Origin of the sequence: Zwartia sp. (assembly GCF_049655405.1) — a bacterium.
Taxonomy (GTDB): domain Bacteria; phylum Pseudomonadota; class Gammaproteobacteria; order Burkholderiales; family Burkholderiaceae_B; genus Zwartia.
The window spans coordinates 196,339-221,966 of the sequence record NZ_JBASJR010000013.1; the positions used below are offsets into that span (position 1 = coordinate 196,339).

The 25,628-nt window shown below is 50.6% G+C and carries 27 protein-coding genes; 12 read left to right on the forward strand and 15 right to left on the reverse strand.

What is annotated here, in order from left to right; translation table 11 throughout:
* The first annotated feature begins 9 nt into the window (after positions 1–9).
* The 3 genes from WBJ47_RS12380 to mmsB are packed head-to-tail and all read left to right on the forward strand — an operon-like array spanning position 10 to position 3,250.
* Complete coding sequence (locus WBJ47_RS12380) at positions 10–1,164, forward strand: acyl-CoA dehydrogenase family protein (protein ID WP_422244300.1); 1,155 nt, start codon at positions 10–12, stop codon at positions 1,162–1,164.
* Positions 1,161–2,363, forward strand: coding sequence for an enoyl-CoA hydratase/isomerase family protein (locus WBJ47_RS12385; RefSeq protein WP_422244301.1), 1,203 nt, complete (start codon positions 1,161–1,163; stop codon positions 2,361–2,363). Before WBJ47_RS12380 ends, WBJ47_RS12385 begins: the two co-directional genes overlap by 4 nt.
* Positions 2,360–3,250: a 3-hydroxyisobutyrate dehydrogenase gene (gene mmsB, locus WBJ47_RS12390; RefSeq protein ID WP_422244302.1), complete on the forward strand. Its 891-nt coding sequence runs from the start codon at positions 2,360–2,362 to the stop codon at positions 3,248–3,250. Before WBJ47_RS12385 ends, mmsB begins: the two co-directional genes overlap by 4 nt.
* A 48-nt stretch (positions 3,251–3,298) precedes the next feature.
* Here the strand turns inward: mmsB and WBJ47_RS12395 are convergent, their stop codons facing one another.
* The gene (locus tag WBJ47_RS12395) at positions 3,299–4,336 is read right to left on the reverse strand and encodes a YgfZ/GcvT domain-containing protein (protein WP_422244303.1); all 1,038 of its coding nucleotides are present in this window, start codon (positions 4,334–4,336) and stop codon (positions 3,299–3,301) included.
* A gap of 102 nt (positions 4,337–4,438) precedes the next feature.
* Here WBJ47_RS12395 and mltG point away from each other — a divergent pair, with 102 nt between their 5' ends.
* From mltG to WBJ47_RS12420, 5 genes are all read left to right on the forward strand, one after another.
* Positions 4,439–5,449, forward strand: a complete 1,011-nt coding sequence (gene mltG / locus WBJ47_RS12400) for an endolytic transglycosylase MltG (protein WP_422244304.1) — start codon at positions 4,439–4,441, stop codon at positions 5,447–5,449.
* Positions 5,446–6,084, forward strand: a complete 639-nt coding sequence (gene tmk, locus WBJ47_RS12405) for a dTMP kinase (protein WP_422244306.1) — start codon at positions 5,446–5,448, stop codon at positions 6,082–6,084. The genes mltG and tmk overlap by 4 nt, the downstream gene beginning before the upstream one ends.
* Positions 6,081–7,166, forward strand: a complete 1,086-nt coding sequence (holB, locus tag WBJ47_RS12410) for a DNA polymerase III subunit delta' (protein ID WP_422244446.1) — start codon at positions 6,081–6,083, stop codon at positions 7,164–7,166. The genes tmk and holB overlap by 4 nt, the downstream gene beginning before the upstream one ends.
* Positions 7,167–7,943 (forward strand): TatD family hydrolase, encoded by a 777-nt coding sequence (locus WBJ47_RS12415; RefSeq protein WP_422244307.1) that lies wholly within the window; start codon positions 7,167–7,169, stop codon positions 7,941–7,943.
* A 96-nt stretch (positions 7,944–8,039) separates the two neighbouring features.
* On the forward strand, positions 8,040–8,726 hold the full coding sequence (locus tag WBJ47_RS12420) for an ankyrin repeat domain-containing protein (protein ID WP_422244308.1): 687 nt from the start codon (positions 8,040–8,042) through the stop codon (positions 8,724–8,726).
* Here WBJ47_RS12420 and WBJ47_RS12425 read toward each other — a convergent pair.
* The 4 genes from WBJ47_RS12425 to WBJ47_RS12440 are packed head-to-tail and all read right to left on the reverse strand — an operon-like array spanning position 8,723 to position 11,941.
* Complete coding sequence (locus tag WBJ47_RS12425) at positions 8,723–9,484, reverse strand: DUF3298 domain-containing protein (protein WP_422244309.1); 762 nt, start codon at positions 9,482–9,484, stop codon at positions 8,723–8,725. The two genes, WBJ47_RS12420 and WBJ47_RS12425, sit on opposite strands and share 4 nt — an antisense overlap.
* Positions 9,481–9,972: a glutathione peroxidase gene (locus WBJ47_RS12430; protein WP_422244310.1), complete on the reverse strand. Its 492-nt coding sequence runs from the start codon at positions 9,970–9,972 to the stop codon at positions 9,481–9,483. The genes WBJ47_RS12425 and WBJ47_RS12430 overlap by 4 nt, the downstream gene beginning before the upstream one ends.
* A 10-nt stretch (positions 9,973–9,982) precedes the next feature.
* Complete coding sequence (gene phrB / locus WBJ47_RS12435) at positions 9,983–11,398, reverse strand: deoxyribodipyrimidine photo-lyase (protein WP_422244312.1); 1,416 nt, start codon at positions 11,396–11,398, stop codon at positions 9,983–9,985.
* A 6-nt stretch (positions 11,399–11,404) separates the two neighbouring features.
* A complete protein-coding gene (locus WBJ47_RS12440; protein WP_422244314.1) occupies positions 11,405–11,941 on the reverse strand; it encodes a peroxiredoxin in 537 nt (178 codons plus the stop codon).
* Between the two features lie 91 nt (positions 11,942–12,032).
* On the opposite strand from WBJ47_RS12440, the gene WBJ47_RS12445 reads away from it, so the two are divergent.
* Positions 12,033–12,389, forward strand: coding sequence for a hypothetical protein (locus WBJ47_RS12445; RefSeq protein WP_422244315.1), 357 nt, complete (start codon positions 12,033–12,035; stop codon positions 12,387–12,389).
* Between the two features lie 44 nt (positions 12,390–12,433).
* On the opposite strand, the gene WBJ47_RS12450 is transcribed toward WBJ47_RS12445, so the two are convergent.
* Positions 12,434–12,838, reverse strand: coding sequence for a DoxX family protein (locus WBJ47_RS12450; protein ID WP_422244316.1), 405 nt, complete (start codon positions 12,836–12,838; stop codon positions 12,434–12,436).
* A 141-nt stretch (positions 12,839–12,979) separates the two neighbouring features.
* Here WBJ47_RS12450 and WBJ47_RS12455 point away from each other — a divergent pair, with 141 nt between their 5' ends.
* The 3 genes from WBJ47_RS12455 to WBJ47_RS12465 all read left to right on the forward strand — a co-directional run bounded on the left by WBJ47_RS12455 (position 12,980) and on the right by WBJ47_RS12465 (position 16,276).
* The gene (locus tag WBJ47_RS12455) at positions 12,980–13,780 is read left to right on the forward strand and encodes a crotonase/enoyl-CoA hydratase family protein (protein ID WP_422244317.1); all 801 of its coding nucleotides are present in this window, start codon (positions 12,980–12,982) and stop codon (positions 13,778–13,780) included.
* A gap of 80 nt (positions 13,781–13,860) precedes the next feature.
* Positions 13,861–15,219, forward strand: a complete 1,359-nt coding sequence (locus WBJ47_RS12460) for an MBL fold metallo-hydrolase RNA specificity domain-containing protein (protein ID WP_422244318.1) — start codon at positions 13,861–13,863, stop codon at positions 15,217–15,219.
* A 73-nt stretch (positions 15,220–15,292) separates the two neighbouring features.
* Entirely contained in the window at positions 15,293–16,276 is a 984-nt protein-coding gene (locus WBJ47_RS12465; RefSeq protein WP_422244319.1) for a ketopantoate reductase family protein, read from the forward strand.
* 3 nt (positions 16,277–16,279) lie between these two features.
* Here WBJ47_RS12465 and WBJ47_RS12470 read toward each other — a convergent pair whose 3' ends face one another.
* From WBJ47_RS12470 to WBJ47_RS12510, 9 genes are read right to left on the reverse strand one after another with little or no spacing between them, the layout of a single operon-like run.
* Positions 16,280–17,368 carry an AI-2E family transporter gene (locus WBJ47_RS12470; protein WP_422244321.1) on the reverse strand — a complete coding sequence of 363 codons (1,089 nt, stop codon included), beginning with the start codon at positions 17,366–17,368 and terminating at the stop codon, positions 16,280–16,282.
* Positions 17,365–18,135: an aldolase/citrate lyase family protein gene (locus WBJ47_RS12475; RefSeq protein ID WP_422244322.1), complete on the reverse strand. Its 771-nt coding sequence runs from the start codon at positions 18,133–18,135 to the stop codon at positions 17,365–17,367. Before WBJ47_RS12475 ends, WBJ47_RS12470 begins: the two co-directional genes overlap by 4 nt.
* Before the next feature lie 29 nt (positions 18,136–18,164).
* Positions 18,165–19,265 (reverse strand): tartrate dehydrogenase, encoded by a 1,101-nt coding sequence (locus tag WBJ47_RS12480; protein ID WP_422244324.1) that lies wholly within the window; start codon positions 19,263–19,265, stop codon positions 18,165–18,167.
* 36 nt (positions 19,266–19,301) lie between these two features.
* The gene (locus WBJ47_RS12485; protein WP_422244326.1) at positions 19,302–20,861 is read right to left on the reverse strand and encodes a hypothetical protein; all 1,560 of its coding nucleotides are present in this window, start codon (positions 20,859–20,861) and stop codon (positions 19,302–19,304) included.
* A 4-nt stretch (positions 20,862–20,865) separates the two neighbouring features.
* Positions 20,866–21,378: a hypothetical protein gene (locus tag WBJ47_RS12490; RefSeq protein WP_422244328.1), complete on the reverse strand. Its 513-nt coding sequence runs from the start codon at positions 21,376–21,378 to the stop codon at positions 20,866–20,868.
* 10 nt (positions 21,379–21,388) lie between these two features.
* Positions 21,389–22,096: a hypothetical protein gene (locus tag WBJ47_RS12495; RefSeq protein WP_422244330.1), complete on the reverse strand. Its 708-nt coding sequence runs from the start codon at positions 22,094–22,096 to the stop codon at positions 21,389–21,391.
* Between the two features lie 11 nt (positions 22,097–22,107).
* Entirely contained in the window at positions 22,108–23,694 is a 1,587-nt protein-coding gene (locus WBJ47_RS12500; RefSeq protein WP_422244332.1) for a formylglycine-generating enzyme family protein, read from the reverse strand.
* Positions 23,684–24,925 carry an ABC transporter permease gene (locus WBJ47_RS12505; RefSeq protein ID WP_422244334.1) on the reverse strand — a complete coding sequence of 414 codons (1,242 nt, stop codon included), beginning with the start codon at positions 24,923–24,925 and terminating at the stop codon, positions 23,684–23,686. The genes WBJ47_RS12500 and WBJ47_RS12505 overlap by 11 nt, the downstream gene beginning before the upstream one ends.
* Entirely contained in the window at positions 24,912–25,628 is a 717-nt protein-coding gene (locus WBJ47_RS12510; RefSeq protein ID WP_422244336.1) for an ABC transporter ATP-binding protein, read from the reverse strand. The genes WBJ47_RS12505 and WBJ47_RS12510 overlap by 14 nt, the downstream gene beginning before the upstream one ends.

Sequence of the window (25,628 nt, forward strand, 5' to 3'; positions counted from 1 at the left end):
GAGATCAGGATGGACATCGAACTTAACGATGAGCAACAGGCCTTCGTTCAGCTTGCAAGAGAGTTTGCGCAAGGGGTCTTTGCACCACATGCAGCCCACTGGGACCAAGAAGAAATATTTCCACGCGATGCACTCCTTGAGGCAGGCACACTCGGTTTATGTGGCCTATATGCTTGCGTAGAAATTGGCGGACTTGGTCTTTCACGTTTGGATGCCAGCCTGATATTTGAAGAAATGGCAGCGATTGATCCATCAACGACTGCTTTTCTGACAATTCACAACATGGCAACGTGGATGGTGGGACAGTGGGGAAGTCAAAGCTTGCGCGAACACTGGGGACCCTTTCTCTCCACAGGCGAAAAGCTCGCCTCTTATTGCCTGACCGAACCAGAATCTGGCTCTGATGCAGCGTCCCTGCGGACATCTGCGGTGCTTCACAAGGACCGTTACGTTCTCAATGGCTCTAAAGCGTTTATCTCAGGCGCTGGTGAGACAGATCTTTTAATTGTCATGGCGCGAACAGGTGCCGCAGGAGCAAGTGGCATTTCCGCCTTTGCTGTTCCTGCTCATTCCACGGGTATCACCTATGGTCGTAAAGAACGCAAAATGGGATGGAACAGCCAAAGCACGCGCGCAATTAGCTTTGAGAATGTGGAGGTCCCCATTGATCATTTACTGGGTCAAGAAGGTGAGGGCTTCAAAATCGCCATGCGCGGTTTGGACGGAGGACGAATCAACATTGCGAGCTGTTCCGTTGGGGCAGCTCAAGGTGCCATCGAAACCGCACGGACTTATATGCAAGGTCGCAAGCAATTTAATCAAGCTTTAACCAGCTTTCAAGCATTGCAATTCAAATTTGCTGACATGGTGACGCACACGGTGGCAGCCAGACAAATGGTGCGCCTTGCTGCATGCAAGCTTGATGCAGGCTCTGCTGACGCCTCAACCTATTGCGCAATGGCTAAACGCTTTGCGACCGATACCGGGTTTGCTGTTTGCCTGGACGCGCAGCAACTGCTTGGTGGATATGGATACTTGAAAGACTACCCACTTGAGAGATTTGTACGTGACACACGTGTGCACCAGATTTTAGAGGGGACAAACGAGATCATGCGTGTCATTATTGCGCGCCAATTATTAGAAAAAAATGGAGACCTGAAATGAACGCAGCATTGGACAACGTGACAGATTTAGTGATTTTTGAGGAATTGACCTGTGTCGGCAAAAGCAAGATTGGAATTGCCCAACTCAACGCACCAAAAACACTCAACGGTCTCTCACTAGAAATGACTCGGCTGCTGAGTCAGCGGCTTGATCAGTGGGCTCAAGATGCTTCTATCGCAATTGTGATTCTGAGGGGCTCAGGAGACAAAGCATTTTGCGCTGGTGGCGATTTGCACTCGCTTCATCACAGCATGACTGAAAATTCTTCTGGTCTTCCTGTCAACAATACATATGCCGCAACGTTTTTCGCTGAAGAATATGCGCTGGACTACCGCATTCACACTTTCCCTAAGCCGATTTTGGTTTGGGGAGACGGGATCGTGATGGGAGGGGGCATGGGTCTCATGATGGGAGCAAGCCATCGTGTGGTCACTGAGACGACACGCATGGCGATGCCTGAAATCTCGATTGGCCTGTTTCCTGACGTGGGTGGAACCTGGCTGCTCAATCGCATACCAGGTAATGCAGGCTTGTTTCTCGGCTTGACTGGTGCACAACTGGGTGCAAATGACGCACTGTTTGCTGGCATGGCGGATTATCACCTCCGAAGAGATGAATGGAAAAATCTTTTAGAAGCCTTGACCACACAATCTTGGAAAAACGTGTCCGAGACGGCGACGTCATCCTTGACCGAACATGCTCGCAAAGACTTGGCAAGCAATCACGATCAGCTGCACCTATTGCTCTCAGGCCTGAGCACCTTACCTGATTCTGCCAACAAACCCCTGCAAGAGCATTTTGGCTTGATTCGTCAATTGTGTGGTGGCGTAGATCTTGAGCGAATCGTGAGCAGTATTTTAAAACTGGCCGATCACCAAGATCCGTGGCTACAGCGTGCCGCAAAAACGCTGGCACACGGATCACCTGGTTCTGCACGATTAACCTTTGCGCTACTTGCGCACAACAAACTCCTGTCTTTGGCAGAGGTCTACCGTGTCGAATGGCTTGCTGGACTCATGGCAGCCGCTCATGGCGACTTCGCCGAAGGTATTCGAGCCTTGTTGATTGACAAAGACAAACAGCCCAAGTGGAATCCACCCACGCTTGCTCAAGCCGACGAGCAATGGGTTAAAAAATTCTTTTCCCTTCCTTTTCCAGCAGAACAGCACCCTTTGTATCGTCTCGGAGATTCAGCATGAGCAAGATTGCGTTTATCGGTTTAGGCAATATGGGCGCCCCCATGGCCGCCAACCTTTTGAAAGCAGGACACTCACTCAAGGTGTTTGACTTGGTGACGCAATCTGTTGCCACACTGGTCGAGAAGGGTGCTCAAGGGGCAGCCTCTGCGGCCCAAGCCGTCGAAGATGCAGAAATCGTCATCACCATGTTGCCAGCGAGCAAGCATGTCGAAGCACTTTACCTTGGTGAAAAGGGCTTGCTCATGCAATGTCCTAAAAACGCTCTCATCATTGATTGCAGCACCATTGCTGCCGACAGCGCCCGTCGCGTGGCCGAAGCCGCCGCACAAAGAGGACTGAGCATGATCGACGCACCTGTCTCGGGGGGGACGGGCGGAGCCATCGCTGGTACGTTGACCTTTATCGTGGGTGGCCACACGAGTGACCTCGAGCGGGCGAGAGCCATACTTGAAAAAATGGGCAAAAATATTTTCCATGCTGGTGCAGCAGGTGCAGGCCAAGTCGCCAAGATTGCCAACAATATGCTGCTAGGTATTGCGATGGCGGGCACAGCAGAGGCGCTTGCGCTCGGTGTGGCCAACGGCCTGGACCCCAAGGTTCTCTCTGAGATTATTTCCAAAAGCTCAGGCTGCAACTGGTCGATTGAAAAATACAACCCTTGGCCTGGCGTCATGGAAAATGTCCCCGCCTCAAAAGGCTATGCAGGCGGCTTTGGGGTGGATCTCATGTTAAAGGACTTAGGTCTAGCATCCGAAGCCGCCATCAGCACGGGTTCGGTCATTGCCTTGGGTGAGCTTGCGCGCAATTTGTTTGCGCTGCATAGCGCACAGGGAAACGGTCAACTGGACTTTTCGAGCATCGTGGACTTGATTAAGCGCGAGCCGTGAGTTGAGCACTTGCGTCTCTGCGCACAAATGCCCCCCCACGCACTAGATCTATCGGGTAATGTAGGGGAGCGCGACTGTTTCAATGACGGGGCCCTTGTCATCAATGGCTCTAAGTTGCTGTCGATCATAGGCTTCGAAGCTTGACTCAAACAACACCCATTGAGCAGTCTTACCATCAGCCTTAGTGGTCGAGATATTAATCAAGCGACCACAAGGCTGATCAGACTGCGAGGCATCAAAAATATCCGAGCCTGGCAAAGGCGCTGGATCGGTCGCCGGGATGAGTTTCCCCAAGGCCATACGTTTTTTGACGGTTCCGCGATAGTGACTACGGGCCACGATCTCCTGACCTGGGTAGCAGCCCTTGGTAAAGCTCACACCACCAATCAACTCAAGATTAAGTGTTTGAGGAATAAATAGATCCTGTGTGCTTGCCTCGATCCAGGGCAATCCGGCCTGAATGTCCTGACAGTCCCAAGAAGAGGCTTCTGCGACCGCCCAACCTAATCGAAGTTTTTCAACAGCAGCTTGATGTTCAGCTCCGGCAATCCACCACCAGCGGCTCAAGGCTTCGCCCTCTTGTGAAGGGGGCAGAGCGCTGGGGGCCACAATCCAGGTACCTGTTGCTGAGTGAAGTGTTTCCCATTGTGCTGTGGGCAAAGGATGGCCAATTTCCGAAGCCATAGCAGCAAGTTGACTTACGGGAGCAGACACACCCATGACGTGTAAGTCCTCGGCACGCAAGGTGACTTTCGCACGCAATACAAACATCGACAATCGTTTTAAAACTGCTGTCAGAATATCGGTACGTATGATGCCTCTAACGGTCGGTACTTCTTCTGTATTCGGTACCTGCCCAAGCACCATGGTCGCCAGCAGTCTGCCTTGGGCCGTGCAATATCCCGCCAAGCGAGATTGGCCGATTCCAGGCGCGACGATGTCATTGGTAAGCTGCCCCTGAAGAAATGTCAGTGCATCCAGACCCTTGGCCTCAAAGACACTCAGCGAACTCAACGGATATACCGTTGCAGTAGAAAGATGAGATGCCTTGTTTTGAACCGAAGAATGACCGAAAAAAGGATGCATGATGCCTCTGGCGAGATAACGAGTATTAAAAACGTACGATGTGCGGGAAATTCTGGGGATCCAGTCCGCAACTGCCTCTCGACATATTAAACTGTCGGACATATGAGCGCCGTCAATAAACTATTCATCTATGTGGTCTTGCCCATCCTTGTGGCGATAGCTTGCGCTATCGGTGCAGTCTACTATTGGGTCAACCAACCCCTTATATTGCCTAGTCCGAAGGTTGATATTTTGGTTCCCAAGGGAGCAACACCCGCAAGTATCGCGGCACAGATTAATCAAGCACGTGTCGCTTTGAGTCCCGCAGCATTTGTCCTGATGGCTCGACTGACGGAACTCGACACAAAAATCAAAGCAGGTGGATATCAGCTTGTTCAAGGCGACTCGCCCCTGCGTATTTTGCGTCGTATGGCGCAAGGCGATGTCACTTCGCGTCAAATTACGCTTGTCGAAGGCTGGAACCTGCGTCAGATTCGTGCCGCGCTTGCACAGCACCCAGACATTAAGCAAAGCCTCCAAACAAGCTCTGATGCAGAGTTACGTGCCCAAGTTGGCTTGGATGCCCCCTACGCAGAGGGTTTATTTTTTCCGGATACATATATTTTCCCAATCGGCACCACTGATCTTGAGATTTTGCAGCGAGCAGCGCGTGCCCAGCAACAGATGCTCGATCGCGCTTGGGCCACCCGCCAAGACAACCTCCCTTTACGCTCTCCTTACCAAGCGCTAATTTTGGCTTCCATTGTTGAAAAAGAGACTGGAAAAGCATCTGACCGAGCGCGCATCGCAGGGGTTTTCATCAATCGATTACGACTCAACATGCCACTCCAGACTGATCCCACCGTCATTTACGGCATGGGAGAGGCCTACGACGGCAAAATCCGTAAAAAGGATTTGCAAACAGACCACGCATGGAACACTTACACACGGGGGGGATTGCCTGTCAGCCCTATTGCTAGCGTGGGTCAAGCTTCGCTCAATGCTGCACTGAACCCCGAAAAACATGAGTTTTTATATTTTGTTTCCAAAGGCGATGGCAGCAGTGCTTTTGCACGAACGCTTCCTGAGCACAATAAAAATGTCTCTCAGTACATTTTGGGACGAAAGCCATGATGACGGTCAAAAGAGGGCTTTTTCTCACGTTTGAAGGCGTTGATGGTGCAGGTAAAAGCACCCATGTCCAATGGACTGTCGATCAACTCAGAGCACGCGGCCTCACAGTCATCTCGACGAGAGAGCCCGGTGGAACCGAGATTGGAGAAAAACTTCGCGAGTTGCTTTTGCATCAGCCTATGGGACTTGAATGCGAGACCTTACTCATGTTCGCTGCCCGTGCCCAACACCTAAAAGAAGTGATTCAGCCCGCACTTGAGGCGGGATCCTGGGTGGTGTGTGATCGCTTTACTGACGCCACATTTGCCTACCAAGGCGGCGGGCGTGAGCTAGGCGTTGAGCGTATCGCCACACTTGAGAAGTGGGTGCATCCAGATTGCCAGCCGGATCGCACGTGGTTGTTTGATGTGCCGCTCGAAGTGGCGCGCGAACGACTAGACCGCACTCGAGAGAAAGATCGTTTTGAACAGGAAGCCAGTGCTTTTTTTCTGCGTACTAGAGAGGTCTATCTTTCGCGTGCCGCCCAATACCCAGAGCGCTTTAGTGTCATAGATTCCACTGTTCCTATCGATGACATACGCCTCTTGCTCACTGAACAAATCAATCTACTTGTGGCTCGGAGCCTCACAGCCTGATGCAACCTCACTTTTTACCTTGGCACACAGAAGTCGCGCGCGACTGGCTTGGCAACAAAGACCGGTTTGCGCACGCTTGGCTCATCCATGGGCTTGCCGGGATTGGTAAACGGGAATTCGCCTTTGCCGCGGCCGCCTCACTTCTGTGCGAAGCCCCGCTACAAGGTCTTGCCTGCGGGCAATGTCCCGCTTGCGGCTGGATAGCACGAGGCAATCATCCGGACTTAAAACGTATTCGTCCAGAGGCGGTTGCAGCCGAAGAGGGTGCGGAGCTTGGGGCCGAGGAAGACGGGTCGGCTTCGGACGAGGCAATAGTAGAAGCAGGAGGTTCAAGTAAGAGAGCCCCCTCGAAAGATATTCGTGTCGAACAAATTCGCTCGCTTGAGCCTTGGTTCAACAATGCCACGCACAGGGGGGGCTGGCGGGTGGCCTTGATTTATCCGGCTGAAGCGCTCACGACGATCTCTGGCAACACCTTACTCAAGGTTCTTGAAGAGCCGCCCCCGTCGACAATATTTTTATTAGTCGCGGATGCGCCAGATCGACTGCTGCCCACACTACTATCGCGATGCCGCCGTTTGCCTCTTTCCACGCCAAGCTTGGACATTGCCCAACAGTGGCTAGAAGGCAAAGGGGTTAAAAAGGCGAACGAATGGTTGGCCGCAGCGGGAGGCGCACCGCTTCTCGCTCAGCATCAGTCTGAATCAGAACAGAGCCCATGCCCAGACTGGATCATTGAACTTCTCGCATCCCTTGAGCAGGGACGGATCCCTGATTTAAGCAACTTGGCAGACAAACTTGCAAAGTCCAGCCCTAAAGTATGGTTGGATGCGTGCCAACGACTGGCGATTGACCTGAATTTGAGTGCCCACGGACTGGCTTGCCGCTATTACCCCGGGCAACACAAACAGCTCTCTGCGATTGGCAAACATGGTGGCACGTTACAGTTTGCTCAACTCGCTACATGGCTCAATGAGCAAAAGCGCGTAGCAGGTCACCCCCTCAATGCCAAGCTGTTTGCCCAAGCCGTCATGCAACGGCTATCACAAGCCTGCCAAATAAAACTATCCGGATATAAATAAATGTTTGTCGATTCACATTGCCACGTCAACTTTCCTGATCTTGCGGTGCAAATGCCCGATATTCTCGAGCGAATGAAAACCAACGGCGTTGGGCGTGCACTCTGCGTAAGCGTCAATTTGCCAGACTGGCCTGGACTCATTGCGCTGGTCGAGCAGCACGATGCTCTTTACGCCTCTGTTGGAGTTCACCCAGACTACGAAGACACGATCGAGCCGACCGTTGAGGACCTGATCGAACGTAGCCAGCACCCAAAGGTCATTGCCATCGGTGAAACCGGACTGGACTATTTTCGCCTCACCGGTGATCTCACTTGGCAGCGGGAGCGCTTTAGGCGTCATATCCGCGCTGCTCGCGCCACGAAGCTTCCACTGATTATTCACACACGCGCCTCTTCACAAGATACCCTCGACATCATGCGAGAAGAGGGTGCGCAAGAGGCTCGTGGCGTCATGCATTGCTTTACAGAATCCTGGGAAGTCGCTCAAGCTTCAATGGAGTTGGGTTTTTACATTTCTTTCTCTGGCATTGTGACGTTTAAGAAAGCGACAGAGCTTCAAGAAGTCGCTCGCCGCATGCCTTTGGATCGCATTTTAATTGAAACAGACTCACCTTATCTCGCACCCGTACCTCACCGAGGAAAACTAAATGACCCGTCAAAGGTCATACACGTTGCTGAAATGATTGCAAACTTGCGAGGCGTGACAGTTAATGAGATCGAAGAAGCCTCTACAAGAAATTTCTTCAATTTATTCAATAAGTTAAACGATAAACATTAATCATTAGTTTAAAGTAAATTATTCAATAAGAATTTGATATTACTTACTTAATTTACTGAAATTAAACGATATTTAATAATTTACTATCCGGATAAAATGATTAACCAAAAAATCCCATTCTTTTTAAAAAATGTCCTTGCAGCGTTTCTGCTCATCAGTGCGTTGGGGACTGTTTTTTTAACGACTGCCCAGGCAGCCGATGCTAAGGACTTCTGGTTCTATATCATTAACGACCGTGACGATCAATTAAAAGAGCTTCTACGCAGAGGGATGGATCCAAATCAAAAGAGTCCGAATCAACAGACACCTCTGACCATGGCGGCCCGAGAGAACTCTTGGAAAGCATTTGATGCGCTGCTAAACAGCCCTAAAGTCGACGTTAACCTGCCAAATTCCTACAAAGAAACACCCTTGATGTATGCAGCACTCTTGGGGGATCTCCCTCGCACTCAACGCTTGCTGTCAAAAGGTGCAAAGGTCAATCAGCCTGGTTGGTCAGCCCTTCATTACGCTGCGATCAAAGGACACGCCAAGATTGTCACCTTGCTGCTCTCAAAAGGAGCCCTGGTCAACGAACCCTCCCCAGATGGAGATACGCCCCTGATTCTGGCTGTCAAATCAGGGGACGTGCCAACAGTTCAGGCATTGATCGGCGCAGGTGCAGATCCGATGCTATCCAACTTTAAAGCTCAAAATGCCATTGAAACTGCGCGCGCCGAAGGGCGCAGCTCACTTGCGACGGCGCTAGAAAAAGTGGTGGCTGGACGTAAAACTCAACCTTAAGGCTGAATTTTTGCTAATAGGCTACTGTTGAGAATCCCTTTTAACTCGGAGTAGGGCACCACTATTGTTGGCATCCCGAGTGCGTAAGGTCCTAACACGTAGTGACCAAAGGTCACTGCGATACCGTCTTGCATCAGTGCTGCATTGTCTGAAAACTGAAATGGCCACATTTTGCTGTATTCAGCTTTGTCTGTTTGAGCAAACTCATTAGTCTCGAGCCATCTCACGTACTGTTTTTTTAGCGCCACCTCAAAGGCCTTCATACGGCCCCGCAACACCATATCATTGAGCGTCAAGATTCTGTCTGTTTTGGGGACCCAATTGACGTACTGCATGGTGGACATTCCATGCGCACCGCCTGAGTACAAGTAGCTCTGAAGTTCAATGACGATGACAGAGGGTGTGGCGCGCCTCACCTCGGCACCCAGTACGATTTCATATCGGTCTTCGGCTGTTTTCCAGAACTGCTTAGCCAAATCAGCAAAGTTGGTATTGCCACTGGTGTTGGCCTGACTGGGATCCACCTGCGCCAGCCCAAGCAAAGAACGATCTAAAAATGCATTAAAGCGTTCATGCCCCTCAAAACTCAGTTTTTTATACGTAATCGAGGGACACAGCTCACCTTGGCAATCTGGCTTTTTGGCCACCAAACTCACCACCCGATAACGAGGAACCTCAGAGGCTACGCAAGACGCACCCCAGATCATCATTAAGACCAGCGCACAGGCCCGTCCTTGTCTCAGTAGGCGCGACATCATGTGCCTTTTTGCAATAAAGTCGCTTCAATATCTGCTCTCAGCGCATCCGGTGCGCTATTGGGAGCAAAACGTTTTAACACTGTGCCATCGCGCCCGACCAAAAATTTTGTAAAGTTCCATTTGATGGCCTCGGTTCCAAGTAATCCTGGGCGGCTATTTTTTAGCCACTGATAAAGAGGGTCAGCCTGGGCGCCATTGACATCAACTTTGGCAAACATCGGAAAGGTCACACCATAACTGAGCTCACAAAAACTTTTGATTGACTCTTCATTACCAGGTTCTTGATGACCAAACTGATTGCAAGGAAACCCCATAACAACCAAACCTTGTTCAGAAAATTCTTGATGTAATGCTTGTAACCCTTTGTATTGATTTGTAAAACCACACTTCGAGGCGACGTTCACGACCAATAAGACTTTTCCTTGATACGTGGATAACGGCAATGATTCACCTGCAATCGTTTTTACACTGAGCTCAGGAAGAGACATGTTTTTTTCCTTATCGAAGTGAAGAAAATGCCTCAATCGCTCGCATACGACTGCTGCGTAAATCGACGATTTGTTGAGGATAGTTGAGGGCTTGGCGCGTAACGGGAGACGGGTCATGGATCTCACGGTTTGACACTGAGGCAAGCTCGGGACACCAATGACGGATAAAAGCCCCCTCTGGATCAAACTTCTCAGACTGACTGACGGGATTAAAGACGCGAAAGTAGGGGGCCGAATCAGCGCCTGTTGAGGCACTCCATTGCCACCCACCGTTATTAGCCGCCAACTCACCGTCAATCAAATGCTGCATAAAAAACCGCTCACCTAGTCTCCAATCAATCAGCAAGTTTTTGGTCAAGTACATGGCAACCACCATTCGCAGGCGATTGTGCATCCAACCAGTCTGAACAAGCTGACGCATGGCGGCATCCACGATCGGCACACCCGTTTTGGCTTGGCACCAGGCCTCGAAATCTGTAGGGGCATCACGCCATTGCACGGCATTTGTCTCGGGCCTCATGGGTTGATGCATTGAAAGAGAGGGGTAACCATGCAATAAATGCTGATAAAACTCTCTCCACAGCAACTCGTTCATCCAAGTCGTAATGCCCTCAAGGCCCGTACCAAGTTCTCCATGATTTAAGCGGAGGGCTTGTTGCCAGCACTGCGCGGCTGACACGAGTCCTGCAGCAAGATAGGGGGACAACGTACTGGTTCCCGCAATCGCAGGAAAATCCCTATCTCGCTTGTAATGCGTCATGCGCTCATTCGAAAACTTTTCCAGGCGCTCAAGTGCAACATGTTCACTCGCAGGCCAGCCAGCCCGAATCGCAGCAGAAGATTGAGACCAGCCTGGCAAACTGTCCGGCACCTCATCACTTGCCAGCGTTGAATTTTTTAATTGAGACGCTGGAGCAGGCAAGGGGTGATACGGCGCTGTTCGAAGCTTTTCACGACAGGCTTTGGAAAAGGGCGTAAAGACACGGTAATAATTGTCCGATCCGGTCCTGACAGTGCCCGGCACTAGCAAAGTACCGCCGTGATGTCCTTGCATTGAAACGGCATGCTCAGCCAACAGTGCATATGACGCACGATCACGGCGCCGCTCATTGACGCCAAATTCTCGATTGCAATGCACCTCCGTTACCCCGTGCTTTTGACAAAATGACAGCAAAGCTTGTGGGACATCGGCCCAACGCGGAACATTGAGTATTTTGAGCGGAACGTTGAGTTGTTTGAGTGAGGCAGAGAGTTCACGCAAGGCACGCAACCAAAAATCGACCTTGTGCGGGGAGTCTGCATGTTCAGCCCATTGCTCTGGCGAGATGATAAAGAGCCCGATTGCCTCTCCTCCAGCCATTGCTGCCGTGAGGGCAGGTTGATCTCTCAATCGTAAATCCGTACGAAACCAACATAGTGTTGTCATCAAAAATTACCGTTCATGCCAGCGTTTAACTGCTGCAAGCGTACTGCTCACATGCTGATCAGGGTTTAAGCTGCTGTGTACAAAATAGATTTTAGAGTCCGGTGTGACCACATAGGAAATCCGACTCGCCATGCTAGAGGTAAAAAACATTGTGGCGTCATACGCACGCATGATCGAATGATTGGCGTCCGACGCCACCGCGAATTTGCCTCCACACGGCCCCAGAGAAAAACGCTCAAGCGTTGCGATATCATCGCCGGAGACACCTACCACCGTCGCGCCGTACTTAGAAAACTCTCCAGCAGCCTCCGCAAATAAATTGGCCTCGATTGAACAGCCACTGGTGAAGGCCTTGGGGTAAAAGTAAACGACCACCGGCCCCTTTTTAAGTGATTCAACCAGTGAGAACTGGTACGGCTTTCCTGCCAGTGCCGCATCCGCGGTGAACGCAGGTGCGTCTTGGCCTGCTTTAAGTTGAGCGTGTGCGGTTCCCAACATTAAATAAAGTACCAACCCGCTGATAAAGTGAAAATACTTAAACATAGGCGGAAGCGATCCAAAGAAGTATAAAAAAAAAGCGTACAGTAGAGGTAAGATCAGTGGGCTTAATATACAACTCGCAGCGAGGGATCTCATGGCTAAACCATACGAAAAATCCTTGATTATGACGTTATCTGGCTTGATGTTATTGGCTGGCATGGTTGCGGGTCGGGACAGCTATGCACAACGCGTGATTCCACTGCCTCCACCTCCGCCGATTATTTGGCCCGATGAGCGTTCGGCCGACCCAGCGCGCTGGACTCAAGAAGACGTCACACCAGAGCAAAAGTTTGATACGGCACGTAAAGAAGCCGTGGCTGCCCAACAAATCGCGTTAGACCACTGCAAGTCACTGCCAATCTCAGACCAAGCCTTATGTCTGGCTCAGACCAAGTTAGAGTTTGAGAAAGAGATGGCGGATATCAAAATGAAATTCGGGATCACCCGGTAGTTCGCTGCAGGGCTTTTGCAGCCACCCGTGCCATCCTGCAAACTTTAATTCATGCGACCCCGTGCACCACCCACGCTAAAGCGACCCGCACCCAGAAACGCAATCGCAAGAGCACCAAACAAATACAGTCCTTGGAGCTCTAACAACCATCCACCCGATTTTGTGAGGTGAAAAAGCTGATGACTGTGTGCTAAATAAACAGCAATCAGCATATTCAGCACAATCACCACAGCGCTCGCGCGTGTTAGTAGACCCAAGATGAGGAGGGCGGGAGCAATAATCTCACCGATGAACACCCCATAGGCCATCCACACTGGCCAGCCATTGGCTTGGACCAAGGCAGAAATGCCTGCGATCCCGTGCATTAACTTAAACAAGCCATGCATCAACAACAAAATTCCTACAGACAAGCGCAAGACCAGTTTGCCAATGTCATCATAGTGGTTCATTTAAACTCCTAATATTGTTGCTGCAGTCAAGCGCATCTTAACTGGCGATTCGGTATTATCGCTAATGTATAAGCTTTTCGATGATCGTATCGCAAGAGACAATTTTAAAAAATATTGACTGACATTAGACCCGGAGAAAGAATGAGCGAAGCCGTCACATACGAACAAGTTGGTGGTGTTGTCACACTCACCCTCAATGAGCCCGATACCCGCAATGCCTTGTCACCTGCCATCATCGATGCGATTGTCGGCTATGTCGCACGCATCAATGCGGATCTGACGGTTGGCTGTGTCATCCTCACGGGTGCAGGCGAGGGCTTCTCTTCCGGTGGAAACGTCAAACGCATGCAGGATCGCAATACCGCAGCGGTCCAGAAAGCGCCTGTTGATATTCGTGCCTATTACACCACTGGCATCCAACGCATTCCACTGGCACTTCATACACTGGATGCTCCGATTATTGCTGCGGTCAATGGTGCAGCAATCGGCGCTGGATGCGACTTGGCCTCAATGTGCGATATCCGCATCGCGGGCCGCAGCGCAAAATTTGGCGAGAGTTTTGCGAGAATGGGCTTGGTCTCCGGAGATGGTGGCGCTTGGTTTTTACCCAAAGCAGTTGGATTATCCAAGGCCTATGAAATGACTTTCACGGGCGATTTTGTCGACGCAGAGGAGGCCGCTCGAATCGGTTTGGTCTCTAAAGTCGTGGACGATGCAGCGTTGCTGGACGAGGCACGCGCAATGGCCCAACGGATTGCCGCACATCCTGTCCACTCGATTCGGATGAGCAAACGTCTGATTCGCGACTCGAACCAAGTCAGCTTACCGATTGCGCTGGACATGGCTGCAGCTTCGCAGGCGCTGGTGCAAACGACACATGATCATAAAGAAGCGGTCCAGGCTTTTGCTGAGAAACGAAAACCTAAGTTTGAAGGTCGCTAGACTGAACCAGAAAATGAGAGCGAAGCAGGGGACTTAAACTCTGTATGATAGGCCTAGATCATGGATCGCGAGGTGGTTAAATGAAACTCACATTTCTTGGTGCGGCCAGTACTGTCACAGGCTCAAAAACATTATTGAGCACGGACAAGCAACAGGTTTTAATCGATTGCGGTTTGTTTCAAGGGTATAAAAACCTGCGCGCGCTCAACTGGACAGCGTTTCCCTTTGACGCTCAAAACATTGATGCGGTGGTGCTGACGCACGCCCATTTAGATCATTCAGGTGCCTTGCCTTTGCTCGTGAACCAGGGCTTTCGAGGCGCAATATACGCCACACCGTCGACCATCGACATGTGTCAGATTTTGCTTCTAGACAGCGCAAAGCTACAACAAGAAGAAGCAGATTTCGCCAATCGTCACCACACCACACAACATCCAGTGGCGCTCCCTCTTTATACCGTTGCAGACGTCAGACAAACACTCCGTCTGTTTAAACCACTCGAGTTTGATCGGGCACTTGAGGTATGCAAAGGGATTTCTGTACGCCTCCGTCCTGCAGGCCATATTTTGGGCGCGAGTTCAGCAGAAATCACCGCCGAGGGCAAAACAGTATTATTTTCAGGTGACTTAGGTCGCCCAAACGATCCCATCATGCATCCGCCTGCACCTATCGAGCGTGCCGACTATGTTGTCATGGAGTCTACCTACGGTAATCGAACCCACGGGTCCGATGATGCGCAGGCGCAGCTAGGAGAAGTCATCAGGAGGACGGCTGAGCGTGGAGGTATTGTGGTGATCCCATCTTTTGCTGTTGGACGTGCGCAGGAAATCCTGTTGGCCATCTACAAGCTCAAAATCGACAAGTTGATCCCGAACTTGCCGATTTACCTAGATAGCCCAATGGCGATCAATACCACCGCACTCTATCAAAAGCACTGCAAAGAGCATCGCTTAGTCGGGCGTGAATGTGCTGGCATGGCCACAGTGGCCAAGATGGTTAAAACCCAAGAACAGTCTCGCGCACTTAGTGCAGTACGTTATCCCTCAGTCATTGTTTCTGCCAGTGGTATGGCGACTGGCGGACGGGTATTGCATCACCTCAAAACCTTTGCCTCTGACCATCGCAACACAATCGTATTTGCGGGATTCCAAGCGGGCGGTACGCGAGGTGCAAGAATCGTTGCAGGTGAAAAGTCTGTCCGTATTTTTGGTGAAGATGTGCCGATTCATGCAGAAGTCGTTTCCTTAGACGGCATGTCAGCCCATGCGGACGCTCACGAATTGATGACTTGGCTAAAAACGATCAAACGCGCGCCTAAGACTGTCTTTTTAAATCACGGAGAACCTGAGGCGGCAGACGCACTTCGTTTAGAGATCAAACACAGCTTGGGTTGGTCTGCAATGGTGCCGTTATTAGGTCAACAAGTTGAGTTGAAGTAAAGGGTTTTGGATCATTTGATCCATGCGTAATTGCCGCATAATGTATATTATGTAAAGTAAAGGATTCGAGTTCATGAAGGTATGTATTTATGGTGCGGGTGCTGTGGGTGGACATCTCGCTGCCCGGCTATCGGCCGCAGGACAACACGAAATCTCAGTCATTGCACGTGGCCCGCAGTTAGAGGCCATCAAACAACGCGGCCTGACAGTCTCACGCGGCGATGAAGTCCATTCAGGTCGCCCTGATCATGCAACCGATGATCCACGCTCGCTCGCTGCGCAAGATATTGTGATCGTGACCCTTAAGGCCCAAGCCTTGCCGGATGCAGCAGCATCGATCGAATCTTTGCTCGCACCTGATGGCGTGGCAGTCTTTGCAACCAATGGCATTCCTTGGTGGTGGCATAAAGGGATCGACGTCCCACAAACTCCCCTTTTCCCGCTTGATCCAAACGGTGAACTTTGGAATCGACTTAAAGATAGAAGTTTGGGTTGCGTGATTTATTCGCCCAATGAAGTGATCGAGCCGGGCGTGATTCGCAGCGCACTCAAAGATCGCTGGATGCTTGGTGAACCTGATGGATCGGAGTCCGAACGCCTCAAACGTGTTGAAGATATTTTTCAATCAGCCGGGATTCGAGGGGTGGCCACGACCGATCTCCGTTACGAGATTTGGTACAAATTGTTAATCAATTGCGGTTTGAATCCAGTGGCTGCTCTAACTCGCCTGCCCACTCCACTGATGAATAAAAATCCTCACATCATCGCGCTCAGAAAAGCCGTGATGCTAGAGGTCACAGATATCGCCTTAGCTTGTGGCACCGATCTGCGCGGAAAAATCGATCTCGATGAACTCTGCACGCCCACTAAGCGCTCAGGCTCAAATCGTGCTTCGATGCTGCAGGACGTCCTGGCGGGACGATCACTCGAACATGAGGCAATATTGGGTATTGCGGTGGTCTTAGCTAAAGAACAAGGCGTTTCAGCGCCGCGTTGTGAACTGATGCTCGGGTTAATGCGTGGGCTTTCCGAGTCAATGCAGCAACCCGCAACTTAAACATTATTTTTTCAACTCATGCGAACGGTCACGCCAGATCTGAAGCGATACAAAAGCCAACGCAAGAATAACAGGCCCTAAAAATAAACCCATGGCACCAAAGACCAGTACACCACCAATCAGTGCGATGAGTAATGGTACGGTGTGGAGTCTTAGATATTTACCAACAACGATCGGATAGAGAAAATTATCCGCCAAGCCGACAATCGTCACCCCCCAGGCGAGCAACAGAACCCCCTCGCCCAACTCGCCATTCAGCATCAAAAGCAAAGCCGCCGGTCCCCATACAATAGGAGGACCAAGCAGTGGAATAATTGACATTAGGCCCATCACAACAGCCCAAAACCAAGCTGCGGGAATATCAAGCCACCAGAACATTGCACCACCCAACACGCCCTGAACAATCCCGACAAGAACCTTTCCATAAACAGTCGCGTAAATTGTGTCACTCACGACACCAAAAACGCGACCTGTTTCGGTTGGCGTCATTGGCAATAAGCCGCGAATGCTTACAAGCAAAGTATCTCTGTCTCTCAAGAAATAAAAAAGAAACAAAAAGGTCATCAAGAACTCAACAATCCGGGCAACAGAGGCCTTGACTGCAAACGTACTGAGCGTCGTTAAGGCCGAGCCGGCTCGCTGTAAAACATCACCAATATCCAATCTTTGACGCAACCAATCCCACGTTGTCGCAATCCACACGTGATTTGCAAATGCTTGATCCCAAGCACCAGATTCAATTTGCGCGCGAATTAACTTGTACCCATTGAAGGCCTCCTCAATTGCGCCAGGAATCACCACCGCAGAGGGAATAATGACCACCAATGCTATCACCGTACAAGACAAAGTCGCTGCTAAAGTAGAATAAGGAACCCAATGGCAGATCTTGCGATGAAGGGGCCAGCCCAAAATGGCAAATGCTGCGGCCCAAGCTAATGAGGCGATAAAAGGCTTTGCAATAAAATAGCAAAGCAGCAGCGCTAAAATCGTCAGCGAAAGTAACGCTAGATTTGTCAGTCCAAGTTGCGAGCCAAACTCCGCTTTAGATGAGGTCTCAGTCAGGCGATCTCGGGTGGAGTCGGATTTCTTCATCGATGTTTAAAAGCTTCACGCAACTCTCGCACACCCATTGCTAGCACGCGCGCATCAACACCCACAGCGACAAACGTACAACCGAGGTTGAGATAGTGCTGTGCCAAGACGCGATCCGGCGTCAAAATGCCAGCTGCTTTGCCGTGCTTAAGGATTGTTGCAATCCCTTTTTCAATCGTCGCGACAACCTCAGGATGACCAGGATTGCCGAGATGTCCCAGTGCAGCTGAAATGTCAGACGGTCCGAGAAACACCCCATCAACGCCCTCCACTGCACAAATCTCGTCCAGATTGCTCAGGCCAGTTTTTGTCTCAGCCTGAACGAGTAAACAAATCTCATCGTTGGCGACCTTGACGTAATCCTTGCGTGAGTCCCAACGCGACACACGCGCAGAGCCATACCCCACGCCACGGATGCCATGAGGCGGATAGCGCACCGCTTGAACAAGCTCGCGCGCTTGCTCAGCGGTATCGACCATCGGGATCAGTAGGTTTTGAACACCCAAATCCAACAACTGTTTAATCAAATGTGTCTGACCAATCGGCGGACGCGCAACAACCTGAGTGTTATAAGCCGCACAAGCTTGCAACTGACTGAGAATTGTCAGCGGGTCTGTTGGAGTGTGCTCACCATCGAGCAACATCCAGTCAAACTCCGCCGTCGCGCAAATCTCGGTCGCAAAAGCGTCGGGAAGCGACACCCATAAGCCGATGTTTGCCTCCCCTGCTTTCAGAGATTGTTTAAACCGATTGGTGTAATCAGGCATCTGATCCTCTCACTTAGTCAAACGCTCGATTACTTGGACAGCACTTTGCTGATGGCTTCACCAATTTGAGTCGTGTTGGCTTTTCCACCCAGGTCTGGTGTGTGAGGGCCTTGGCTCAACACTTGCTCAATCGCCGTCACAATCGCATCATGCGCATCCAGATAAGGCTTTTGTTCCGCCGCTGGCATGCCACGACCGAGGTAATCTAACATTAAGGCACCTGACCAGATCATCGCGATCGGGTTGGCGATATTTTTGCCGTAAATGTCAGGGGCAGAACCGTGGACAGGCTCAAACAATGAAGGGAACTTGCGATCTGGGTTCAGGTTAGCCGAAGGCGCCAAACCGATCGTGCCGGTACAAGCAGGACCCAAGTCAGAAAGAATATCGCCAAACAAGTTAGAAGCTACCACCACATCAAAACGATCTGGTTGCAAGACAAAGCGTGCGGACAAAATGTCGATATGCTGTTTATCGGTGGTCACTGTTGGATAATCTTTACCGACCTCTGCAGCGCGCTCATCCCAATAGGGCATACTGATCGCGATGCCGTTTGACTTGGTCGCAATCGTCAAATGTTTACGCGCACGACGTGAGGCCATTTCAAAAGCAAAACGCAACACACGATCGCAACCGATGCGGGTAAAGATTGACTCTTGAAGAACGATTTCGCGGTCAGTGCCTTCGAACATCTTTCCGCCCACAGCGGAATATTCGCCTTCGGTGTTTTCGCGGACGACAAAAAAGTCGATGTCGCCTGCCTTGCGATTGGCCAAGGGACAAGGTACGCCGTCAAACAAGCGGACTGGGCGCAAGTTGATGTACTGGTCGAATTCGCGACGGAACTTGAGCAGGGAACCGTACAAAGAAGTATGGTCCGGCACAATTGAAGGCATCCCGACTGCACCGAAATAAATCGCATCACAATCTTGGAGGTGGCTCTTCCAATCTGCAGGCATCATTTCGCCAGTTTTGGCGTAGTAATCACAAGACGCCCAGTCAAAATGACGGTATTCAAGATTGAGGCCAAACTTCTCTGAGGCAGTCTTCAATACCCGCAAACCCTCGGGCATCACTTCTTTACCAATACCATCACCAGGCAGTACTGCAATACGAAATGGGCGACTCATGCGCTAATCCCCTTGATTAAAGTTATCTGAATCTTACTATTTTTTACAGGTCGAAGGACCCAAGGCGTCCTGAGCTGCCCGATTGATGCCAGCATTGAGCTCGGCAATGTTAGAAACGCGATACATCTTGCCGCCCGTCGCCTCTGCCACACACGCGGCGGCACCCGAGCCACCGATATCGACCACGTTAATTTTAAGATGCGGTTTTTGCCTGGCGAGATTTCGGGCGACCGCACAAGGATCTCCGCCGCACGACTCGCCACCGTCAGAGACCAATAAAATCGTACTTTCTTTATTTACCCCATCCACTAACCTGCCCGCTTCCAAAATGCCATCGGCAAGCGGTGTACCTTGGTGGGGACGTAAGCTTCTCAACTGATTGATCATCTGTCCTCGCTGCGAGGGTGCGAATCGGCCCATATTACGGGCGGCAGGACAGGCGTCGACCACGACCAGCCCTGTCCCCACGTCAGAGGGCAAGCGCTGTAAAACATCCACTGTCGCTTGTTGAGCGGTCACCATACGAGTCGGCTGACGGGTCAAATACTCAAGTTTTTGTCGGTCTTGGCCGCTCATAAACTGCATCGCCAGAGGCCCACGATTTAAATTTGCAAACACCCATTGCTCGTCCTGACGCGAAGCATTGATATTGACCATCATTGATCCAGAAGAATCAAACACCACCACCATTTCAGGTGCGAGAGCAGCAGGACGATCTTCTGGGCAAAGATTTTTAGCCGTTGTAATGGTGGCAGGAGGCTTGACTACCGGCTTAGGCTTTGGAGGTGGTGGTGGCACAGGTTTAGGTGGCTTGACAGGCTCTGGCACAGGAATAGGTTCAGGTTCCGGTTCAGGTGTTGGCTCAGGCTCGGAGACAGGCTCAGGATCCACCACGGGCAAGTCAGCTGGCTTGGGCACATGAATGGGCTCTGGTGGCTCAGGTACCACAACAGGCTGAGGTGGTTCGGGCTCAGGCGTCACCACAGCAACAGGCTCAGTCACAGGCACTTGAATAGGCAGTTCAACTTTATTAAAGGGTGAACGCGGACACCAAAACCACCATAGTAAAAATACAAACAATAATAAAAGCAATGCACCCAGAAGCCACTTCCAAAGCTGACTGGACGCAATCGGTGATGCGATGAGTGGAACAACCGGTGCCGCTAAAATTTTTCGGGGAGATTCGGCCGCAATCGCTCGATTCCAATACAGCAAAACTGGCTGCCCACCGACTGAGTAAATCGCATCAATTGGAGGATCTGCACTCGCATCGCGCAACAGACTTAATAGAGATGGATCATGAGTAGGCTGAGCAGCATATGATTCTGCGAACTGTCCAATCGCTCGCAAGCGCTCGAATAACGCGATGCGCAAATGCAAAGCAGCGGCTTCAGGCAACTCCGCGTATGGAATGGGCTGGCCCGCAAAAGATGTGTGCCACTGCACCGTACCATCTGTTGACACGCGAGGCGCGGCATACAGTGCCACCACACTTGGTGGCACAGAAGCACCTAATACCCGTATAAAAGAATCATGCAGCGTCTCCAAGCCTTGAACGGACGTGAAAGCAAAGCGACGCTGCACAATTCGATTCATTGACCTACTCCAGAATGGCAGATTGCTTGCGCAGTTTTTCCACCTCAACCTCAACCGCTTGAATGCGCGTCTGTAACTCTTGAGCGTTGGTCGTACCAGAAGTTACAGGCGTTTTTTGTAGTGCATCCAAACGTGCACGCGCAACCTTGATCTGCTCAGTCAAGGCTTGGTTGGAAGGATTGCTTGCCTGGACGGATCGAAGATAAGCACCGACGCTGCGCGTGATGTTTGTCACGTCAGCACGACGCTTGACCACATCAGCTGCGACTAAAGAATTTTTCTTTTCCATGTCAGCGACTGCCTGACGCAACAAGACATTATTTTGTCTTTCAGCTGCAAGCTGTGCTTCCTTGTCCTGCGCACGTGCATCGTATGAACCAGAAAAATCGCAGTTCATTTTGGTCAATAAACCTGCGTCTCGCATCGCTTTAGGATCGCACCCAGCCTTGTCCATCGTACAGGCCGCCAACAAGGTCGTGAGCCCAAGAACAGTGATTACTTTAGAAACTTGTTTCATCATTTCACCATTAACCAGTTACTTTAATCGAAGAGGCCAAACCATAAGCCACATCAAGTTGACCTTTCATCGCATCGCGTGTCCGGCTGAGCTGATCAAGCTGACCTTGCAATTGACGCACATCTGCACCGACTGCCCGCTCCTTTTCAATGATGTCCTGATACTCATCCACACGGGTATTGATGTTGGCTAACTCCTTTTCAAGGAATGCCTTGTTTGCATTGATACGGTCAAGCTCAGCCTTGGCCTTTTTTTGGTCAACCTGCTTGGCAGCAACTTGTGCATTCAGCGTCTTTAAGGTTCGCTGATTTTCTTGCAATACAACATTGATATTTTTCATACGGGTCTGCAATTTTTGATTGTCAGCCTGCACATCCTGAATGAACGAATTAATCCGCTGCTCGTTATTGGCATATTTTGCACGACGTTGATCAAGCAAATAATTGGCGCCAGCACCGACACCACAACCTGCAACAGCAGCAATCGCCATACAGGCAGCCTTATTACCAGAGTTGCTCAGCGCACAAGCCAGTACACCCGTCAAAGCACCCGCCGCACAAGCTTGTGCACCTGACTTACTAAAAAACTTCGCTTCTTCGCCCTCTGTCAGGCGCGGATCAACATCACCTCCACCCATGTTTTGGCAACCTGCCAAGAACAAACAACTGACTAATGCAATAAATGCTGAGCGTAATTTAAGGCTTGATTGTGAAAACACGTGACGACTCCTTAGTTAACTGAGACTTTTTTACATGCGGATAGCCACTCAGACTGAGTGATCTTCCTATCTTTCAGATACTGACCTAAATGTGACCAATACGTATCGACATATGCATCGAGGTTGCTGCTTTTTCTTGCCAATAACTGCTGACGCTTAATGGCAACCTCTGGCGACACCATCGGAGCGGTATAGATGGCACCTGCCTCGACAATACTGTCCGAATAGAGACCCAAGGCAAGCTCCTGTGCTACTTTGCGAGTATCCACATTTCGCTTGATCAGCGAACAACGTGCTTGGTCTTCTTTTGCGAGAGTCTCAACCTTGGAACACCCTTCGTCATAATTCTTTTTAAGCCCGTCATAAAAACGACCTTCTCGATTCAACAAAACGCACATAAAAGCGCCCTGTTGGAGCGCAGAACGAATTGCAATCCCTCGTTGCTCATCACGTGTTTGGTTGCTACTTCGCAACTCAGTGCGCAATGCTTCAAGTTCCTTTTTTAGCTTGTCGTCTTTTAAACCTGACATCAGATTGCTAAGACGCTCGACTGTGCTCGTCGCGGCTGGGCCTTGCGCATTCGCACTTGCATTGGGTGCATTCTCACGCGTACCGAGCTCAGCCCACCCCTGCTCAATTTCCTTACTACGATTTGCCGATGTTAAGGAGGGTGCCACCACGACAAGCCTAAATCCTGAGGTCTTCTGTTTGTTGGGTGCAGCCTCTCGGTAATAGGTTTGCTCTTGGCGCCAAGACGTACGAATGTCACTCTCAGGCGTCATATAGTTGGCACCTCGAACGATAAAGCCACCCGCTTGCCCGTGAAATCGATCAAGTTTGTTTAGACGAAACGACTCAAACATCATTTCATCTGCATTGCCCAACATATCATGCAAACCTAGAGGATTAGGTTGTAGCAAACCAGCCAGTTGAAGTTTGCCGTTTGCAGATTGTGATCCTGCAAACCAAACATATTTATTCATCCCGTCGGGCATCGGAAACGTTGCTTCACGAAACTCGGTGCTCGATACGCTGTTGCCACCACGTGCTGCAAACTCCCACTCCACTTCAGTCGGCAAGCGCACAAACCCGGCAACATTGTCCTCAACAGGCAAACTCTTGAGTGCATTCGCACGCAACCAGATGTTGAGTGTGTCACCAAATTGCATCGCTTCAAACCAACTCAGCTCAACTTTAGGCAGCATCAGCTTGACTGAAGGTCTTGGGCAAGTCTCCTGCATCACCGATTGGTATTGAAGCTGGGTGACCTCATACTTTGCCATCAAATAGTAGCGACCAGGATTGGGCTTGTCAGTTGTAAAGCTACCGGCAATGTGAGCAGGATGCGCTTGTTCGAGATAACGCAATGCTGCACCCTCAGAACCGAGCGTCACGCCAAAATCTTCGAGCGGCTTACTGAGAGGAACATGCACACGACGAAAAACCATGGAGCCCTCGCAAGGCATGGGCAAGACCACATCGTCCTCCGTTGGCTTTGGATTAAAAAAACGTGCTTCCCAAGGGGCAGAAACAGCCAACGCGCTACACAGCGACAAGCCAAGAACACAGGACAAATTAAATAGGCTTCTAAAGATCACGCAAACTCTCCGCTGGTTCAATTTTTGTCACCACAACACCTCCTACACCCGCCACGACTAGGGCCAACATTAGAGCGCCTGCAAGCGCCATCACAAAATGTATGGGCTCAAGTCGGCAGACGAAACGATCCGCTTTCATATATTCGCCCAGCATTTGATTAAACAATTGACTCCCCAACAAATACATCAAGCAGCCCACGGTAAACCCCGTCACCGTCAACACAGCGGACTGCATCACCACATACCCTTGCATGGCCAGTCGTCCATAACCCATCAATCTCAATAGCGCAAGATCCTTACGCTTACGGTCAATATTGGCCATGAATGCACCGATCAGCGATGCGGCACAGCCCAGCACTGCAATCCAGGCAATGACGCCAAAAACAATTCCCAGCACCTTATCAATGGACTGTACGGATTTAATTTCAGCCAGTCGACTAGACGTCTCGATGCCCTCCTTCAACAGACGGTTTGCCAAAGCCTCAACATTCTCTATTTTGTCGGCATATATTCTCGCTCGAGCAAAATGGGTGCGAGGCTGAAGGGCCGAACCTGTTTCTACACCAGAGCCGGGAACGTAGAAGCCATCACGAAAGTCTTCCACTTCAATGAGAAGAGGCAATGTCAAAAAAACAGCGGGGCGAGAAAAAGACTCGGGGGGCAAAATAGCTAAAACACGCACCTCAATCTGCGCACGCTCTGTGCGACTTTCGTGCAAACGGGTCACTCTAAGTTGAATCCTCTCTCCTGGCTTAACCGCGAGCCGAGAGGCGGCCGAAGACGACAGTACGACATCGTTCCTACCTTGAGGAATTGAGATCCCATCCAGGACAGGATCGTTGATAGCTGTTGGAATCAACTCGACATTTTCTGCAAAACGTCGACTATCCACAAAGAGATCTGCAATCGTATTGAGAGACCGCGTCAAAGGCATCACAAAACCCACGCCCTCTAAGTTGCGCATTTTTTCAAACCAAGTGGGCTCAAGCTTTGCACTTGCGAGCATGCGAATTTCAAGATTACGAGGATCAGAAAGCAACTCCGCACGCATCTGACTCACAATTCCAAACTTCAACCCAAATAACAACAATAAAGGCGCCACAACAGCCACAATCGAGGCCATAATACAAATCGAAACTTTGCGATCGTGCAGCAGGTCACTTAAACCAAGCGACAACAGCACCTTGAGTGGAGGTGCGGAAAAAGTTGAAGACTGTTTAGAGGCGCTCATTAAAAACAGTCCTTCGTTGTGCGCTCACAGTTCCTACAATCTGCCTGATCCCTACATCCTCCACTAAAGACCACTCGTGCGTCACGATCAATGCACCAATACTAAATTCACGGGCAATCTCGACGATTAATGTGAACAACTCCTTGGCTAATATTGGATCAAGCGCGGCAGTCGGTTCATCCGCCAACAACAAGCCGGGACGATGCGCAATGGAGCGAACAAAAGAAACGCGCTGACGCTCTCCAATTGACAGTTGCGCAGGCATGCGCCCGAGTAACGGCTCTAAACGCAATCGCTCAATGACTTGTTCGAGAAAGGAATCCCTACCCTGCAGTCCAACCAGTTTCCTTGGTAATTCAATGTTTTGCTTGACGTTTAAAAACGGGAGTAAGCCACCACTTTGTGGCACAAAACCCAGGTAATGCTGACGTAATCTGGCCCAACGCGTCTCACGTTCTGAAGCACTCAGGTGCAAATCCCCCGTCAAGTCCACAGCACCCAAACGATGATGCGTAACTGACTTTGGCTCCAGTATTAAACCAAGGGCCTCTAGCAAGGTGCTTTTCCCACACCCGCTGGGTCCAACAATGGCCGCAACATCTCCAGCATTGAGTCGACATGCAGATAGGGCCACTGCATAGGACTCACCTTCACGTCCACGCGAGACTTCCATATCGCTCACATCGAGAATAGGCTCAGTCAC

Coding starts and splice junctions, on each gene's coding strand:
- WBJ47_RS12490 (WP_422244328.1), bottom strand. CDS start 21,378: ATGAAACAAGTTTCTAAAGTAATCACTGTTCTTGGGCTCACGACCTTG.
- WBJ47_RS12475 (WP_422244322.1), bottom strand. CDS start 18,135: ATGCCTGATTACACCAATCGGTTTAAACAATCTCTGAAAGCAGGGGAG.
- WBJ47_RS12415 (WP_422244307.1), top strand. CDS start 7,167: ATGTTTGTCGATTCACATTGCCACGTCAACTTTCCTGATCTTGCGGTG.
- WBJ47_RS12425 (WP_422244309.1), bottom strand. CDS start 9,484: ATGATGTCGCGCCTACTGAGACAAGGACGGGCCTGTGCGCTGGTCTTA.
- mltG (WP_422244304.1), top strand. CDS start 4,439: ATGAGCGCCGTCAATAAACTATTCATCTATGTGGTCTTGCCCATCCTT.
- WBJ47_RS12485 (WP_422244326.1), bottom strand. CDS start 20,861: ATGAATCGAATTGTGCAGCGTCGCTTTGCTTTCACGTCCGTTCAAGGC.
- WBJ47_RS12380 (WP_422244300.1), top strand. CDS start 10: ATGGACATCGAACTTAACGATGAGCAACAGGCCTTCGTTCAGCTTGCA.
- WBJ47_RS12470 (WP_422244321.1), bottom strand. CDS start 17,368: ATGAAGAAATCCGACTCCACCCGAGATCGCCTGACTGAGACCTCATCT.
- WBJ47_RS12505 (WP_422244334.1), bottom strand. CDS start 24,925: ATGAGCGCCTCTAAACAGTCTTCAACTTTTTCCGCACCTCCACTCAAG.
- WBJ47_RS12445 (WP_422244315.1), top strand. CDS start 12,033: ATGGCTAAACCATACGAAAAATCCTTGATTATGACGTTATCTGGCTTG.
- WBJ47_RS12450 (WP_422244316.1), bottom strand. CDS start 12,838: ATGAACCACTATGATGACATTGGCAAACTGGTCTTGCGCTTGTCTGTA.
- phrB (WP_422244312.1), bottom strand. CDS start 11,398: ATGACAACACTATGTTGGTTTCGTACGGATTTACGATTGAGAGATCAA.
- WBJ47_RS12430 (WP_422244310.1), bottom strand. CDS start 9,972: ATGTCTCTTCCTGAGCTCAGTGTAAAAACGATTGCAGGTGAATCATTG.
- WBJ47_RS12460 (WP_422244318.1), top strand. CDS start 13,861: ATGAAACTCACATTTCTTGGTGCGGCCAGTACTGTCACAGGCTCAAAA.
- WBJ47_RS12395 (WP_422244303.1), bottom strand. CDS start 4,336: ATGCATCCTTTTTTCGGTCATTCTTCGGTTCAAAACAAGGCATCTCAT.
- tmk (WP_422244306.1), top strand. CDS start 5,446: ATGATGACGGTCAAAAGAGGGCTTTTTCTCACGTTTGAAGGCGTTGAT.
- WBJ47_RS12420 (WP_422244308.1), top strand. CDS start 8,040: ATGATTAACCAAAAAATCCCATTCTTTTTAAAAAATGTCCTTGCAGCG.
- WBJ47_RS12480 (WP_422244324.1), bottom strand. CDS start 19,265: ATGAGTCGCCCATTTCGTATTGCAGTACTGCCTGGTGATGGTATTGGT.
- WBJ47_RS12385 (WP_422244301.1), top strand. CDS start 1,161: ATGAACGCAGCATTGGACAACGTGACAGATTTAGTGATTTTTGAGGAA.
- WBJ47_RS12465 (WP_422244319.1), top strand. CDS start 15,293: ATGAAGGTATGTATTTATGGTGCGGGTGCTGTGGGTGGACATCTCGCT.
- WBJ47_RS12455 (WP_422244317.1), top strand. CDS start 12,980: ATGAGCGAAGCCGTCACATACGAACAAGTTGGTGGTGTTGTCACACTC.
- mmsB (WP_422244302.1), top strand. CDS start 2,360: ATGAGCAAGATTGCGTTTATCGGTTTAGGCAATATGGGCGCCCCCATG.
- WBJ47_RS12440 (WP_422244314.1), bottom strand. CDS start 11,941: ATGTTTAAGTATTTTCACTTTATCAGCGGGTTGGTACTTTATTTAATG.